Here is a 15,250-nt window from a genome sequence, read left to right on the forward strand (position 1 = left end):
AATTATGACTACAGAAGTTAAACATACATTTGAACCAAACGTCGCTGCTCAGTCACATGGCGGTCATGATCACGATGATCATGACCATCATGATTACGCAGGCGATACGATCTTTGGTTTCTGGATTTATATCCTTAGTGACTGTTTATTATTCGGTACACTTTTCGCAGTGTTTGCCGTTTTCTCAAACAGCTTTGCTGGACAAATTGAGCCAACTGAACTGTTCAACTTAACCTTCGTTGCTGGTGAAACTGCCCTACTTCTTCTAAGTAGTTTCACTTTTGGCATGGCGATGCTTAAGGCGAATAAAGAAGATATGAAAGGAATGCTCAAATGGTTGGGCATTACCTTTGCGCTCGGTCTGTCTTTCTTAGTAATGGAACTTTATGAGTTCTGGCATTTCAGTAATGAAGGTGCCACTTTCCACAGCAGTGCATACTGGTCATCTTTTTATGCACTTGTTGCAACGCACGGTCTTCACGTATTTGCAGGCCTGATTTGGATGACGGTTCTATTCGTCCACTTCAAACGTGATGGTTTTTCTGAAGATAATAAAACGCGTCTAGCTTGTCTGAGCTTATTCTGGCACTTCCTAGATGTTATTTGGATCTGTGTATTCAGCGTTGTTTACTTGATGGGGGTATTGTAATGGCTAATTCATCTGAGCACGGCCAAGGTGGACAGGCTCACGGTAGCGTAAAAGAGTATTTGAATGGCTTGATTCTATCCATCATTCTAACAGTAGTACCTTTTGTTATGGTGATGGCTGGAATCGGCTCTAAGCCGCTAATTATTGGCGTAATCATGGTTTTCGCAGTCGCGCAAATTTTTGTTCAACTTGTTTACTTTTTACATATGAACACCTCATCAAAGCAAATGTGGAATACCTCTTCCGCCGTTTTTGTTGTGGTAATTGTCGCAATTATCCTCATCGGTTCTTTGTGGATTATGGAACACCTAAATCACAACATGCTGATGGGTCACTAATAGGGTTACAGGATGTATAGACCTTATCTAAAAATCACCAAACCCGGTATTATCGGCGGCAACTTAGTTGCCGCCATCGGTGGTGTGCTTCTCGCCTCTCAAGGCAATATCGATTGGCTATTACTGCTTGCTGTTTGTATGGGTACTAGCCTAATCGTTGCGTCTGGCTGTGTTTTCAACAACGTGATCGATAAAGATATCGATCGCTTAATGAAACGCACCTGTGAAAGAGAGCTCGTTAAAAATGTTATACCTGTATCTCACGCGCTTATCTGGGCTACGGTATTAGGTTTGTCTGGCTTTTATATACTAAGCCAATTTACAACAACGGTTGCATTGCAATTTGGTGTGCTCGGGTTCGTTGTTTATGTCGGTTTATATAGCCTTTATTACAAACGTAAATCTGTTTACGGCACACTGATTGGCGGACTTTCAGGTGCATGTCCTCCGGTTATCGGTTATTGCGCAGTAACAGGTCACTTTGATGCAGGCGCTGCAATCTTATTCATTACTTTCTGTATCTGGCAACTTCCGCATTCCTATGCCATTGCCATTTACCGATTTGATGATTACAAAGCAGCATCTATTCCAGTTCTACCTGTAGAAGTGGGTATCGCACGTGCTCGTTTACACATCATCGCTTACATTATTGCCTTTGCTGTTGCTGCTTTAGCACTTAACTACCTAGGTTATGCGGGTAGCTGGTATGCACTGGGTGTTGGTTTAGTCAGTCTTCACTGGTTATATATTGCCAAAGTGGGCTACCAAAAAGTGCCAGATGCGCAATGGGGCAAACAGATGTTACTTTGCTCAATCGCTAACATCATGGTGTTTTGTTTACTTATTTCTCTCGACTTTTCGGCGGGAGACCTATCAGAAAATTATCAAGCTAGTAATACAGTAGTGTCTACTCTGCTGGAGCGAAGTTAATGACGAAAAACCCTGTAAAAATTGTGCTCCTTCTTGGAGCACTTGCCCTCGCTGGCATTTTCGCGCTTTACATAAGTAACAGTACAACCCCGATTGGAGAAAAACAGAAAGCACTTAAAGATCTTGGCGGTGAGTTTCAGTTAAATAGCCTTGATGGCACCGTTAACCTTAACCAATTTAAAGGACAAACAGTCGTTCTCTACTTTGGATTCCTTAACTGTGCAGAAGTCTGCCCTTCTTCAATGGGCGTGATGGCGACAGCTTTTTCCATGTTGCCACCAGAAGAATATGCAAACGTACAAGGTATCTTTATTAGTGTCGATCCAGGTCGCGATGATCTTGATTCTCTTGACAAGTTTGCTAAGTATTTTGATAAACGCATTAAGGGACTAACAGGAACAAAAGAAGAAATAGACGCCTTAACAGAACAGTATGGTGTTTACTTTGACTTAGTTGATATGGAGTCTTCTGAACTTAGCTACACCGTTGACCACGCATCTCGTTTCTATATCATAAACCCAGAAGGAAAGCTGGTTGATGCAATGAGCCATACAACAACACCTATCGAACTAGCGGCAGGTATTGACCGCGCTCATAGCAACGCCCTTGCTAATAACTAAAAATTTATAGGGAATATTATGAAAAAGACAGTATTATCGATCGCATTAGCACTCGCTGCATTCCAAGCTTCTGCACATGACCATAGTACACACGATCACAGTGGGCATGATGCTACTGCCGCTGACACGAAAACATACCATGAAGTACAAAGCATTAATGACGTACTTACGGTTGAAAATGCTCGTGCTAAAGCAACCATCCCAGGGGTAAAGGTTAGCGCTGGTTATATGAAGATAACCAACGATACCGATGAGCCTATTCGCCTTGTTGAGGCAAACTCATCTATCGCAAAACATACAGAGTTCCATCGTATGTTTATGCGTGATAGTCAGATGGCAATGCGTAAAGTTGATGCTCTAGAGATCCCTGCAAATGGTTCTATTGAGCTAAAACCAAAAGATTACCACCTAATGTTTATGGGTGTTAAAGAAGCTTTAAAGCCAGGCCAAGAAATCAAAGTGACTTTAGTTGCTGACAACGGTGAAAAGTTTGACGTGCAATTAACTGTTATGCCGATGACCAAGTATTGATTCGGAGTATAAATATGAAGTTATTTGCTTGTGTGCTAGGTTCGCTGATCGCGTTACCAAGCTTGTTTAATATCGCTCAAGCGAAAACATCAATGGACAGTATTCTTGAGAGCCAAGCTATCCCCTGCTCTTCTGAACTGAGGGATTTGGCAACAGTCACGTTGAAAGAGAATCCTCATAGAATGCTGCCCTACGTTAGTAAATCTGATGATGTGCACCTTTTCAATGCGCTGGCTGTAACCACTTATCGTGATCGTCAAAGCCATGTGACTTTTCATGGCGTGAAAAACATCGAAGGTGGATGTGATACTTCAGTTACTGAAAGCTATATTTTGCAAACTTCTTGTGCTGATGCCCGCCATGAAGCTTTTAGCAAATGGGATTTCGAAGGGAAACTGAATGAACATACCTATGTGCTTAAGAGCAAAAAGGTTATTGGTAAACAAGCGTTTCTTACAGAGCAGTTCTCAAACTTTTGCTTAGTAACGACGCGACAAGTGATTAGTAACTAACTATAGCCACAATCAATATCAATGCCCTGTTTCTTGATTATTCAAGTACAGGGCATTTTTTTGCACTGAAGATAAAAACCGATCATCAGATCGGTTTTTTGTATCTAGAATATCAGAACGTGCTTTAAGTGAGATCTGGACAATCCGCAGTTTTCGCCATTTTCACTTTCATTACTTCCGCTTTACCGGCCTCTTCATCAACTAATTCAATACCTGCACCGCCGACAAACGCGCCAATTTTAATAAATTGATTAATGAAATAGTTTCTACCCGCTTCAGTAAATAACGTTATATGGTTTTCAGAAAATTCAGATTCAGTACTGACTACGTGTTCTTCACCTGCTTTTACTTCATGGTAGAAAAAGACACCAGGTGCTGTTTCACCGACACATTCTTTATCTACATAAACATATTTTTTTAATGCCCCGCCTACAATAGAGTCCTCACGATAAATATAGATACCCGCTTTACCTTCTTCTGGCGCAGTAAACTTCTTCGCTTCATTAGACACCGCGGTATCAACAGTAGGAACAGATGCACAACCTGATAAACCTAGAAGTGCCGCACTAATTAATAATTTATATTTCATAAAACCTTTCCACCAACAAATCCATGACAAAAATAAATAAACAACCTTGTTACTGATTAAATGTTACTCAAGATAGTACATAATTAACACGAACCTAATAGCAGATTTTTACATTTGGCATTAATCTATTTTTGTATCTGACACCAAGCAATAAAACGCTAGTTAAAATATGAGTAAACAGGCATTTGTTATCTATGAGGGTAAAAAAAGACCATAAAAAACCGATCATCAGATCGGTTTTTTATTATTCGCCATACAAGGAAGTATTAACGTTAGCCGTTATACCCTTTGTTTGAAGTCAGTTTCGCTAAACCTTTCACCACGCGGAAGATAGACCAAATCCAAACTGCAATCGCTAAGAAATAGCCAACAACAACTAAAGTTAGTACGCCGCAAATAATCGATAAGCCTAACCCCCACCAGAACGTTGTTGTGATATTGCTGTAGTGATCAGCAAAGATAGTCCCTTGCGCATCACCCTTTTTCACCATTGCCCAAATTGCACCAACGAACCAGAAAACCCCTGTAAACAAGCCAAGAATCATCAAGCCATACGCAATCAATGCGTTCGTTTTTGCGGCTTCATCTTTTGCTGTCATGGCTGGATTAACCACCACTTCTTCTTGCATCTCTGACATGTAAAACTCCTAAAGTTGTCAGCTAATCATCCGATCAAATAATGGTGAAAATACTATATATGTCTTTTTTTACTCGCAACGTAATACCTTGCTATGAAACGAGATACACAATGTTATTCGACGAATATCTAAATTCATTATTAATGGCACATCAATTCATCAGCATGTTGCCAGCAGGTGAAGCACCACAATATACCGAAGGGCGCGAAGGTTATTACTGGTTAAAAGAAATGGCAGGCAACAGTGCTAAAACAGTGCTTAAGCTTGATATTCGTGATTTCAGCCAACAGGGCTATCGTGATCGCATGGCATTTTTACAAAACCTTGCCGATAACTGTGAAACATTGTGGGGTGAATCTACCATATCGATTCAATTAGATAACCGCTACGAGAATGTCGCAAATAGCTTAGAAGGTGAAGCAAGATTCCCTATCGATATTGCCAAAGAAGCCTACACACGTAATAACATAGAGATGAACGCGATCCCAATGCGAGGCGGCTATGATGGCGCGGTGTTGTCACAAAAAGGCTTACCTTGCCCTAACCTTTTCACTGGGGCACATAACTTCCATTCTATTTATGAATATCTGCCGGTTAAATCGCTACAAGCGGCCAGCTCTGTTGTAACCGAGATAATCAAAATCACCTGCGAGCGATACAGTAAATAAGCAAATATACTTATTGCTACGCTGTTTAGTTGCGCCTGATTAATAAAAAACCGATCGAATGATCGGTTTTTATTGAAGCTAGAATGAGCTTTTTTTGACAATGACGTGTTAGGTCCGATGCTCTAAAACGTCTCTGTCAAATTAAGGGATATATGTTGAACTTTAGATTATTTGCTAGCTTTTACTTATGGTAGGCATAGGATTTTTATTTCAACCCCTTGCTCTTTACATGAGCAAATCAGAGATGAGATAAACCATAAAATTTGTACTACTTCATTCTTTCTTTGTAATGGCGCCTTTTGTTTAAGAGCCACTAAGCTATTCTGTAAATTACTCTTAGAAATAAAATTAACAACTAAATAAACGACTTTTCTCAAGTTAGGGTTTTGTAATTGCTTATTATAGTATTCAATCGCATCCTTTATACCTTCACCGTTTGGTATTTTCCTAATCCGCTTAATAGATGTTTGAACACTTTGATTATTTGAGTCTTTTATTTTAAATTTTCCGCCCCACTTTTTTTCTTTTTCAATCAATCGGTTAGGATGTGGAACCAAATTTCCCAAATTCTTCTGAGCTTGTCCAACGACATCTTGGAACTTAGAGGCAGATAAACCATTTTTACCATATTTTGAGTGATAAAACTCAATGACACCATCAGAAACTGCGATATGGTCTGCCCATTCATTACCCAAGTCATCAAGAAACATATATGGTGATATTGTGTTAACTACCGTTTCAACTTTATTGAAAATTGAGTCATTCGAAAATTGAGTGCTATTTGATCGAAAATCACCTTTTTCACTTTTAACATCACTCAATCGAGAGCAAGGTTCGAAGATACTCATAAACGCACTAATATTTGATAGTAAATAACTATTTTCAAATAGTTTCTTCGAATGATACGCGATATGTGGCTTATCAAATGTAATGACATAATTACTATTTTTATTAATATACTCTTCAAGAGTGAGCACCTCCCCTGTTGAATAGTGTAAATTAATATTTTTAAAAGTGTCAGACCTAATTTTTATACTTTGTTTTAGTATTTTTATTTCAATATTAATAGCTTTAAAAAGTAGTTTTTTAGTTGGCGAAGACAAAAAAAGCCTTCCCTTACTTTGGAATACCTCTAATGCACTATCATATTTTGAAATGTACTTTTCAAGCTTCAAGTTACTAGTTGATGAATTGTAATTATATGTAACCTTTGTTATTACTCCTTGTTCTATTTGTTCAATAACATCCCCAAGCTTAAATAAAACACCTTTTGGTGTTAGAGAGCCTATTTTACTACTAAATGAGATAGGAACTGCAAAGCTATCCACAAAGCTACTTGAAGCTTTATATTTTGATATGTCGTCGCAGACACTACCAATCCAATTTAAGAAGCTAACGACATCTACTTTTCCACTATGTTTATTAATCCTAGATGTGCCTAAAGACAAACTATATAACTGACCATTTGATGTAACTCGCATATTCCTGATTGCATAATTGTTAGCGCCAAATGTTGAAAAAGAGTTTTTTAACTCTAACGCTTCTATCACTTTACTTCTTAAAGCCAATGAAGAAACGTCCAAATTATCAAGTTGTAACTTGTGAAACTTTGATTGCTCGTCAGCATATAGTTTAGATAGAATAGAGTAATCAATATTATCTAGATACTTATCTAATTCATTTTTATTTTTTACATTCTTCTTACTAATTATAATATAATCAAGATATTCTAGTATGAGAATGTGGCAAAATTTAATCTCATACTCCTTAATATTATAGCTCTTCAAAATTGAAGGTTTGAACTTTTGCTTAAAAACACAAATAGAATATCGTGCATCATTGCCATTAATAGTTATATAATCTCTTTCCACTTTAACAGTATGCGACCTTGTCATCCTGTTCTTTGATATCTCGAAAAAAATATTTTTTATTGCTTTATCGGATATGGTTTTACTATCATTCTTTTTATAAAAGTAGGCACCTTCTGCCATCTCAATTTCATTAATCATTACGTTCCTAACCTAGCTTTCACCCTGAATGCATAATTGTGCTAATAATCTATTATTGGGGGTTTTAGATCAAGAAATCATAATAAAAATTGCTCAAGAATATAATATTAAACTATATTTATCACTTCTTTATTAGAAAGTACTATGGTCAAAAGTCAGGTTGTCACGGACCGTACAAAAATGAAGTTTTTTAGGTACAGCATAATTGGAAATTCAATCCAAGTTAAAATTAACAACTACAGCAAAAGTACTACAAAGTTCGCGTTACACCATTTATAAGATTAGGAGTTAATTGTTGGCTCCTATAATCTAGGAGCCGAAAAATTTTAATCTGTGGTTATGCCTTCTAAGAAGTAGTCATAAATATATCTATCAAAAGGACTAAAAATACGTAATAACATACTTTTGTTCTCTATTGTCATGTTTATAAACTCTTTAAATACGTCGTGTAACTCAATTTCAGTCCTTTCTAAGTCGATAACACCGTGCCCATGTATTTTTTTCGACAACATTCGCGGTAAGCCATACTCTTCTAATTGATAAACAAGAGGAGGTAAAAAAGCGTTTGATGTCCTAGCTATGAACGGTGATATGTCAACTGATTTGTCAATGATATTTTTTTGAATTACATTTATGTCATTCAAAAGTGACGTTAATTTAAAGGTAACGTGTCTTTCTAATTCAAAAAACTTATCAACATCAATATCGTAGTTGTCTAACTCGTCTAGTAATTCAGGTATTGTCAACTTCCAGTTGTTTGATAGCACTTTTATAAAGCCTACAAAACTTCCGTATTGGATTCCCCATTGTCCTGGTGCCATTTTTAGCACCAAATATAGTAAACGATCCCAATCATTAACATTTGTTGAGTTAAGGTAATTTAACCCTGCCCAAGTCTGCTTATTAGCGACAAGTTCCTTAGCTATATTACGAAGCGCCATTGAGTTGCTAGATTCAAACTGACCGGATTCTTGTAATTCGTTGAACTTGCCGTAACCAAGTATCTCGTCCATTTCCTGCTTGTAAGCGATAATATGGGCAATCTGCTCAGGAGTAAGTTCGTTCTTAAGTTCGTCGAGATCAACATCACCAGCTAGCTCTTCGGGTAAATCCAGATTTAACTGTGTATCACTTGCCAGTGGTGGTTTGTCTAATATGTATATTTGACCAATAAAATGCTTAAACATTCTACCGCCACGGCCGATTATGTTTTTATAAGTGAAATCATTTAATTTAGACCTGCCATTTTTGTTCTTCCAAATAATAACGTTTTCCGCTGATGTGTTTACGCCTTCAATGATGGAAGAAGTTGAAACTAAATTGGTCAATCCTTCTGGTTCTTCAAATAACCTAACTTGAATCTGAGTTAACGAGCGATGCAACTGCCCATTGTGAATACCGGTTCCTCTTTTAATCAAATTCGTCAACTTCCAATTTCTATCATAATTTTCAGTTAACCATGACTCAAAGTCTCTCAACAATCGACGTTCAGTAGGTTTGTGCTTGTCTATCAACAAATTAGAAATATTAGTAATGTTGGAGTATGTACCCGCATAAATTAGAGACTTTCCTTTAGTGTTAGAAAGGATTTCCAATAAAACGTCACTTTTTAGATTGTCATCTTTACCAATATCTCTATATAACTCATGCATCTCTAAAAACACCGTATTAAAGTCTACAGGCACAAACTCCATACCCTTAGTGAATATACTTTCATTCACCGACTTAATGTTGGGTGCTAAGAAGTAACGTTGTTTAGCTTTATTGCCAAGTTTCAAAATCGCATTTATTAGTGCCGGAGAACGTTCCTTATCGAAATCAGCACTGGCTTTATAAAACTCATCGATAACAAGCATATCTATTGAATCCAGTTTATTAACATAATGGATTGCTCGTTCCTGAGGGAAAATAAAGATGTTCTTGTCTGCTAAGGAGACTTCTGAAGTCGTAATCACCTTATATTCGCGGCTAAATTTTTTGTGTAAGCGACGGCGTGTTTCATCAGTTAAGGCAATTGTAGGTACGATTATGACAACATTAGTCGGCTTTTTGATTGCAATAAATGAATCGATAATGAAGCTTTTTCCGAAACTAGTAGGGGCGCTTACCGCAAGATGCTTACCGTTGATCAGCTTTTTTAATATAGATGATTGCTCACGATGAAGTGTTAACGGCTTTTCTTCACCGACATCAACCTTAAATGATTCGTGAGCAAAACGGTCTTGCCACGACGATGTATTCAAATCTAAATATGGATAAAGCCCAACTTGCCTAATCAAGTTATTAATTAGTGGGTTATACGGCTTATTATTTTCCTCCAAAAATGCCAGCAACTTAATTAATTCATTTCTGGCAGAAAGTTCATCATGATCATTAATAAAGTCGTTTATTTCAATACATTTATCAAAAACGTCCATCAATCATCTTCCTTGTATTGTTCTACTTTTCTTACAAATCTATCAACGATTCTTTGCTTATCTGGAACAGGAAATAGAATTATATGGAATGTTACTTGATCGTATAAATGGACACCTTTTAAGCCATTTATTTGCTTTTTGAAAAAGGCGTTAGCTCTGTCTAAATGATAATCCTTGATATTCTTTATATAATCGCTATCCATGCTGGTACACGAACTTGTTATTTCGCATTCGTGTAGTATAAAAATAGGCACATGTATTTTGGGTTTCAAAGAATCTATCGAAATACGGCTAGAAAGCGCATCTCTAATTGACTTTCGAAGTGTTTCGTCTTCAATCAGAAAATCTATATCACTGACATTAGTGATAATGCTGTTTTCTTTTTTTAGTTTTTTAGTATCTAAAGAATTAGCTACAGAACTGACGATGGAAGCTAGTCTAGTATCTTCGATTTTATTGTAGAATTTAGCTTCACCAAACCATACAGTAAAGTCATTGTCTTTGATGACTAAATGCACACTATCTGCACCTTTCGCATTATCTTGGGCATTTTGCTTATAAAATATCTTTGGTACTACGGGTAAAGCCCCGTAATGGTGCTTCATAATACCGTATAGCAGTATTTCTGCTAATTCGCTTCCCTTGCTAATGTCTTTACTCTTATCTTTGTCTACCAATCGTAAGTTCTCAGCGGCAGCTGTTAAAAGAGAATGAGATTGGTCGACTAGTGCTTGCCGTTCGGTAATTGAAAGAGAGGTTTCTGCAATGTTATCCCAAATGAAATTTTGGAAATGTTTGAACCTCCATTTACCATCTTCGAAATCATTGACGAGGCTAAGGACATGTTTGTTGTGTATAGGAGAAATGTTTTGGCTACTGCAATGTTCAGAAAAAGAACTATCAATTAGTATTTCGAAATCCATATAGTTGCTACCGTATTAAACTTGGCGGAATGCACATGGTTGTCTAAGAAATAAATAGAAACCAAGCATACACTCTTTACTGTCCAATTAAGCGTACACCCTTTACTGTCCAATTAATAGCAAAAATAAATAAAACATGATAGTTAACCCACTGTTTTATAAAGATCTAATCATAAAAAAGGGAGAGAGATTATAAAAACAGATTGACCAAAAGTCCATAATTACGGTGAATTTACCCCATGATACGTCACGGGGTCTCTCTGTTAACAGTATTATAAGAATGGATATTTTTTAGTAGAGCAAAGTACATGAACCGAATGTGAATGATTATTTGATCTAAATAGTTTTGGGAGCAATTATTAGTTAGCTATGTAAGTTAGCAGCAACAAGTAAGCACCTCGCCTCCTCTCCCATAATCACGTATGATTAATTCCTCTCTTTCATCAATGGAATGAACTATGTTACTCGAAGGTATTGAAACCTTATTAGTGTTAGCGGAAGAAGGCACCATGAGCCGTACGGGTAGCCGTTTGTATATCAGCCAATCCGCAGTGAGCAAACGGATAGCCAAGCTAGAGGCGACATTAGGCACTAAGCTGATCATTCCTGCGGGACGATTAATTAAGCTAACCCCTGACGCCCATGCGCTGATTAACAATGTAGGGCCGAGTTTTAATGAAATTCGAGGGCTGATTTTTGAACATCAGAATTTAGACGATCAAAGCATTATTACGATTGATTGCTCTGAAACCTTAGTCGCGGGTTATTTATCTCAAGCGATGGGGCAATATTTCCAGCACGATAAATACATTTCAATTACCACTCACCATACCCCAGTGATTGTCGAAAACGTGCAATCTGGTAAGGCTTCAATTGGCTTTTGTGCAGGGCATCTACCTGCAAATTATAGTTTTATTGCCGAACATTTAATCGATGAGCCTTTTAAGGTGGTATTTAACCAGCCTTTGAAGGCACTACCGAAAGCGTTAGTGGTTAATGATTTGAAAAACCCATCCAATTATTCTCAAGCTGCGATTTTGCAAAAAGTCGGAATTACACCATTAATGGAGATGGATTCTTACACTGCCGCAGCACAGTTAGCCTTGGCAGGTATGGCACCAGCACTTGTGCCTTTGTCTATTGTGAACACACTACAGATTGAAGATACGTTCTGTTTTGATTTTGAAGAGTTATCTGGCTTAACTCGCCCTATTAACCTGATTTATCGTCAAAATAGTTACAAGCTACCTAGGGTGAAAAAACTGGTTAAGACTATCGCTGATGTTGTGATCCCTAAAACAATATAAATGATCACTCCCCCCCGAGCAGAAACGCTATTTATTCGCGTTTAAATGCCCTAGTGTGACTTTGTTTTTACCCGTTTTTTTAGATACATATAGTGCTTCATCAATACACTTCATCACACCTGTTATCGTAAAATCTGGGGTGGTAAATTCACATAACCCAACCGATGATGTCACTGAAAAGTGACTATCACCAGAGGTAATACGGTGCTGTGACAAGGTGTGAAGAATACGCGTACAAATTTCTTGGCCATAATGACTGTCGGTATTTTCCATTAACAACACAAACTCTTCACCGCCCCAACGCGCAATGATGTCGGTCGAACGTATGCTCGATAAACAAATGTTGGCAAACGCAACCAGTACATCATCACCAACATCATGCCCATAAGTATCATTAACCTGTTTAAAGTTATCGATATCGAATATCGCAATACTATAGGTTTGGTTGTTGGTTAACGTTGAAATAGCGTCTAGCTTTTCATTTAACAACCGCCTGTTGGGTAGATGTGTTAACTCATCAGTATATGACGCTTTTTGCAGCATCATATTCATATCAAGAATCGAGTTCTGGCTCTGTTTAAGGTACATCTCGCGCTTATAGACATAAACGCAGATCAAGCAAGAGAAAATGTAAAGCAAGCACCTTAAATAGATACTGTTGTCTTGGTGGATTTTTTGTTGGTTTTGAATAACGAACAACCACTCACCATTCGGCACTTTTACTGTAAATGAGTTATCGGTTTTTTCGCAGGTCTTTTCTAGGTTATTAAAAATAGTTAATCGATGACCATCTGGGTTAAAGCCAAGGATTTTATAATAGCTTTTATCTAGCGCTAGTTTTTCTCGAAATGTATCAAGGTAACTGATCGCATTAACAAACCCTGTAAACTCATTTTTTTCATTAAATAAGGGTAAGCGTAAAATAAACGCCAGTTTACCGTTTTGAATGAGCTTTACGGGACCAATTAGGCTAACACTTCGGTTTTCAATGGAAAGTAATACGCCTTTTTTACGCTCTTCAATATGGGTGAGATCGTGCCCTATCGCGCTATGCTTTGTCTGGTTGGGGTAAATATCTGTAATAATCCCCCTAGGCGCATATTGAAGTTCTGAAATTACATCGTTATCAGCCATTACTTTTTTAGCTATTTCATCAAATGCTTTCGTATTTTTACTATTTTGAATATTTAATGAATAACTTAATGCTTTAAGGCTAACAACCATACTATTAATTTGTTCATTAATTTTTGTTGTGATGGTCTGACTGATATTAGCAGTATCTTTATCAATTAATATATTATGTTTATTTTTGTTATTAAAAAACAACAATTCAATAACAATTAAAAATAAAAACAAGGCAAGTAATATTGCAAAGCCAGAATGCGTTATCCTTACTTTAAATTTGTTATCCATAAATAAATCACTGCCAGCATTAGAGTTGAAAATATCAATCGCTTAATTGCGCAAATATACTTCATTTTGAATGAAATTAATATCTTATGTGCAAAAAATGAAGCATTTTCTTACACTGCTAGAGTTTATTTAGAATATCGAAGAGTAAAAATATTTAATTATTATGATTTACTATTTTTTTATTTGTTACGCCTATCACTCCTCTTGTCTCTTTCTTTTTATTTTGTATGCCACGCTAAATAGATGTATAGCGTGGCATTCGTTTTATTTATTGAATTTAAAAACTAAGAAATTGAAACCATTGCGGGTGTTGATCCCAAAGCAGTTTAATCGCCATGATCATCGACATAATAATAACCATTGGACGAATAAACTTCTGCCCTTTATTAATCACAATGTGCGCCCCTAAACGCGCACCAATAAAGCCACCTGCTGCCATAATTAAACCCAGTTTCCAAAGAGGTAGCCCTGCGATAATAAAGAAGGTAAGCGCAGCGATATTAGAAGTGAAGTTTAATATTTTGGTTCTCGCTGTTGCCTCAACTAGGCCGAACTTAGCAATAGCAACAAAACAAATAGTAAATAAAGAGCCGGTTCCTGGGCCAAAGAAACCATCATAAAAACCAATCGATGTACCCACGGCAAAAGCAAACATCGCTTCTGATAGTTTTGGATCGCCCTGCGGTTTACCGATATTAGGGCTAAAAAGAAAATACAGTGATACAAATATTAATAAGAGAGGAATAAGACTGGTTAATATACCTGCATCAATATGTTGAACTAACAACGCGCCAATCGCTGAGCCTGTAAAGGTACAGGCAATGGCTAAGCGCATGTCTTTAAGTTTCACTAATCCATTGCGGACAAAGTACAGAGATGCTGAAAAACTACCAAATGAGCTTTGTAATTTATTGGTGGCAAGCACTTGTGCTGGTGGAATGCCCACCGACAATAAAGCAGGAACCGTTAATAACCCGCCGCCACCAGCAATGGCATCAATAAAGCCGGCTAATCCTGCGACAAAAAACAGTAGTACAAAGATCTCTAACGTTAATTCCATTGCGACTCACATTGTAAGTTATTCTTTAATATCGTGATATTAACGTTATGAATAAAAATGCAATAGCGAAAAACAAGACGACAACCTATTCCAACTTGGAATAGGTTGTCGATATAGAAAATGATTGCTTAGCGATTACTTTCTGTTACGACACATTTCTGCGGGGAAGGAAAGCTGTACCATAACGTAGCGTTTGAAGGTTTCTTCATAAGGCTGATCGTCTAACGCTTTTTGCATACACAATAGCCATGCATCTTTTTCTGCTAAACCAATATCTAAATGACGGTGCGCGCCCGGTATATTGATTGAGCCATACATTTCTGCGTAACGAGAAGGGCCACCCATCCAGCCCACTAAAAATGTGGTGAGTTTGGCTTTAGATTCCGTTAAATCAGGGCTATGCATAGCACGTACTTTGGCAGCAACGGGTAAGGTATCCATGTAGTGATAAAAGGCATCCACTAATTGTTTTACCCCTTGCTCACCACCCGCCGCTTGTAAGGTGCTGTCTCCCACCCCATATACGGGCGCTTTGGCTTTCTTAACACCTGAAAACTCATCTTGCTCTGGGTATTCTGAACTATCCAATCTCGACTCACTGTCTTTTACTGCTTTTGTTTATTTTATTATATCCAAAAATAATAAA

15 protein-coding genes and 1 pseudogene are annotated in these 15,250 nt (G+C 37.4%); 8 read left to right on the plus strand and 8 right to left on the minus strand.

The window, feature by feature from the left end; translation table 11 throughout:
• Positions 1–4 precede the first annotated feature (4 nt).
• The 6 genes from cyoC to BTO08_RS07040 are packed head-to-tail and all read left to right on the plus strand — an operon-like array spanning position 5 to position 3,580.
• Positions 5–649 carry a cytochrome o ubiquinol oxidase subunit III gene (gene cyoC / locus BTO08_RS07015; RefSeq protein ID WP_105060447.1) on the plus strand — a complete coding sequence of 215 codons (645 nt, stop codon included), beginning with the start codon at positions 5–7 and terminating at the stop codon, positions 647–649.
• Entirely contained in the window at positions 649–987 is a 339-nt protein-coding gene (gene cyoD, locus BTO08_RS07020) for a cytochrome o ubiquinol oxidase subunit IV (protein ID WP_005367198.1), read from the plus strand. The genes cyoC and cyoD overlap by 1 nt, the downstream gene beginning before the upstream one ends.
• A 12-nt stretch (positions 988–999) precedes the next feature.
• A complete protein-coding gene (gene cyoE, locus BTO08_RS07025; RefSeq protein WP_045082985.1) occupies positions 1,000–1,917 on the plus strand; it encodes a heme o synthase in 918 nt (305 codons plus the stop codon).
• Positions 1,917–2,537, plus strand: a complete 621-nt coding sequence (locus BTO08_RS07030) for an SCO family protein (RefSeq protein WP_105060448.1) — start codon at positions 1,917–1,919, stop codon at positions 2,535–2,537. The genes cyoE and BTO08_RS07030 overlap by 1 nt, the downstream gene beginning before the upstream one ends.
• 18 nt (positions 2,538–2,555) lie before the next feature.
• On the plus strand, positions 2,556–3,068 hold the full coding sequence (locus tag BTO08_RS07035) for a copper chaperone PCu(A)C (protein ID WP_105060449.1): 513 nt from the start codon (positions 2,556–2,558) through the stop codon (positions 3,066–3,068).
• 14 nt (positions 3,069–3,082) lie between these two features.
• Positions 3,083–3,580, plus strand: coding sequence for a hypothetical protein (locus BTO08_RS07040; RefSeq protein ID WP_105060450.1), 498 nt, complete (start codon positions 3,083–3,085; stop codon positions 3,578–3,580).
• 124 nt (positions 3,581–3,704) lie between these two features.
• Here BTO08_RS07040 and BTO08_RS07045 read toward each other — a convergent pair whose 3' ends face one another.
• Positions 3,705–4,169, minus strand: coding sequence for a DUF2846 domain-containing protein (locus BTO08_RS07045; protein WP_045129592.1), 465 nt, complete (start codon positions 4,167–4,169; stop codon positions 3,705–3,707).
• Positions 4,170–4,441: 272 nt separating this feature from the next.
• Positions 4,442–4,807, minus strand: a complete 366-nt coding sequence (locus BTO08_RS07050; protein WP_105060451.1) for a DUF4870 family protein — start codon at positions 4,805–4,807, stop codon at positions 4,442–4,444.
• 131 nt (positions 4,808–4,938) lie between these two features.
• Here BTO08_RS07050 and BTO08_RS07055 point away from each other — a divergent pair.
• A pseudogene (locus BTO08_RS07055) lies at positions 4,939–5,475 on the plus strand (peptidase T); the annotation flags it as partial.
• 185 nt (positions 5,476–5,660) lie between these two features.
• Here the strand turns inward: BTO08_RS07055 and BTO08_RS07060 are convergent.
• From BTO08_RS07060 to BTO08_RS07070, 3 genes are all read right to left on the minus strand, one after another.
• Positions 5,661–7,484 carry a hypothetical protein gene (locus BTO08_RS07060; protein WP_105060452.1) on the minus strand — a complete coding sequence of 608 codons (1,824 nt, stop codon included), beginning with the start codon at positions 7,482–7,484 and terminating at the stop codon, positions 5,661–5,663.
• Positions 7,485–7,810: 326 nt separating this feature from the next.
• Positions 7,811–9,901, minus strand: coding sequence for a DEAD/DEAH box helicase (locus BTO08_RS07065; protein WP_105060453.1), 2,091 nt, complete (start codon positions 9,899–9,901; stop codon positions 7,811–7,813).
• On the minus strand, positions 9,901–10,824 hold the full coding sequence (locus tag BTO08_RS07070; protein ID WP_105060454.1) for a HamA C-terminal domain-containing protein: 924 nt from the start codon (positions 10,822–10,824) through the stop codon (positions 9,901–9,903). Before BTO08_RS07070 ends, BTO08_RS07065 begins: the two co-directional genes overlap by 1 nt.
• Before the next feature lie 458 nt (positions 10,825–11,282).
• Here BTO08_RS07070 and BTO08_RS07075 point away from each other — a divergent pair, with 458 nt between their 5' ends.
• Positions 11,283–12,131, plus strand: a complete 849-nt coding sequence (locus tag BTO08_RS07075) for a LysR family transcriptional regulator (RefSeq protein WP_105060455.1) — start codon at positions 11,283–11,285, stop codon at positions 12,129–12,131.
• A gap of 27 nt (positions 12,132–12,158) precedes the next feature.
• Here the strand turns inward: BTO08_RS07075 and BTO08_RS07080 are convergent, their stop codons facing one another.
• From BTO08_RS07080 to BTO08_RS07090, 3 genes are all read right to left on the minus strand, one after another.
• Entirely contained in the window at positions 12,159–13,544 is a 1,386-nt protein-coding gene (locus BTO08_RS07080) for a sensor domain-containing diguanylate cyclase (RefSeq protein WP_105060456.1), read from the minus strand.
• 277 nt (positions 13,545–13,821) lie between these two features.
• A complete protein-coding gene (locus BTO08_RS07085; RefSeq protein WP_045147913.1) occupies positions 13,822–14,604 on the minus strand; it encodes a TSUP family transporter in 783 nt (260 codons plus the stop codon).
• Between the two features lie 135 nt (positions 14,605–14,739).
• Positions 14,740–15,192 (minus strand): group II truncated hemoglobin, encoded by a 453-nt coding sequence (locus BTO08_RS07090; RefSeq protein WP_005367166.1) that lies wholly within the window; start codon positions 15,190–15,192, stop codon positions 14,740–14,742.
• Positions 15,193–15,250: the final 58 nt, after the last annotated feature.

The organism is Photobacterium angustum, from assembly GCF_002954615.1.
GTDB classification, from domain to species: domain Bacteria; phylum Pseudomonadota; class Gammaproteobacteria; order Enterobacterales; family Vibrionaceae; genus Photobacterium; species Photobacterium angustum_A.

Coding starts and splice junctions, on each gene's coding strand:
- cyoD (WP_005367198.1), top strand. CDS start 649: ATGGCTAATTCATCTGAGCACGGCCAAGGTGGACAGGCTCACGGTAGC.
- BTO08_RS07050 (WP_105060451.1), bottom strand. CDS start 4,807: ATGTCAGAGATGCAAGAAGAAGTGGTGGTTAATCCAGCCATGACAGCA.
- cyoC (WP_105060447.1), top strand. CDS start 5: ATGACTACAGAAGTTAAACATACATTTGAACCAAACGTCGCTGCTCAG.
- BTO08_RS07070 (WP_105060454.1), bottom strand. CDS start 10,824: ATGGATTTCGAAATACTAATTGATAGTTCTTTTTCTGAACATTGCAGT.
- BTO08_RS07065 (WP_105060453.1), bottom strand. CDS start 9,901: ATGGACGTTTTTGATAAATGTATTGAAATAAACGACTTTATTAATGAT.
- BTO08_RS07040 (WP_105060450.1), top strand. CDS start 3,083: ATGAAGTTATTTGCTTGTGTGCTAGGTTCGCTGATCGCGTTACCAAGC.
- BTO08_RS07075 (WP_105060455.1), top strand. CDS start 11,283: ATGTTACTCGAAGGTATTGAAACCTTATTAGTGTTAGCGGAAGAAGGC.
- BTO08_RS07085 (WP_045147913.1), bottom strand. CDS start 14,604: ATGGAATTAACGTTAGAGATCTTTGTACTACTGTTTTTTGTCGCAGGA.
- BTO08_RS07080 (WP_105060456.1), bottom strand. CDS start 13,544: ATGGATAACAAATTTAAAGTAAGGATAACGCATTCTGGCTTTGCAATA.
- BTO08_RS07060 (WP_105060452.1), bottom strand. CDS start 7,484: ATGATTAATGAAATTGAGATGGCAGAAGGTGCCTACTTTTATAAAAAG.
- cyoE (WP_045082985.1), top strand. CDS start 1,000: ATGTATAGACCTTATCTAAAAATCACCAAACCCGGTATTATCGGCGGC.
- BTO08_RS07030 (WP_105060448.1), top strand. CDS start 1,917: ATGACGAAAAACCCTGTAAAAATTGTGCTCCTTCTTGGAGCACTTGCC.
- BTO08_RS07035 (WP_105060449.1), top strand. CDS start 2,556: ATGAAAAAGACAGTATTATCGATCGCATTAGCACTCGCTGCATTCCAA.
- BTO08_RS07045 (WP_045129592.1), bottom strand. CDS start 4,169: ATGAAATATAAATTATTAATTAGTGCGGCACTTCTAGGTTTATCAGGT.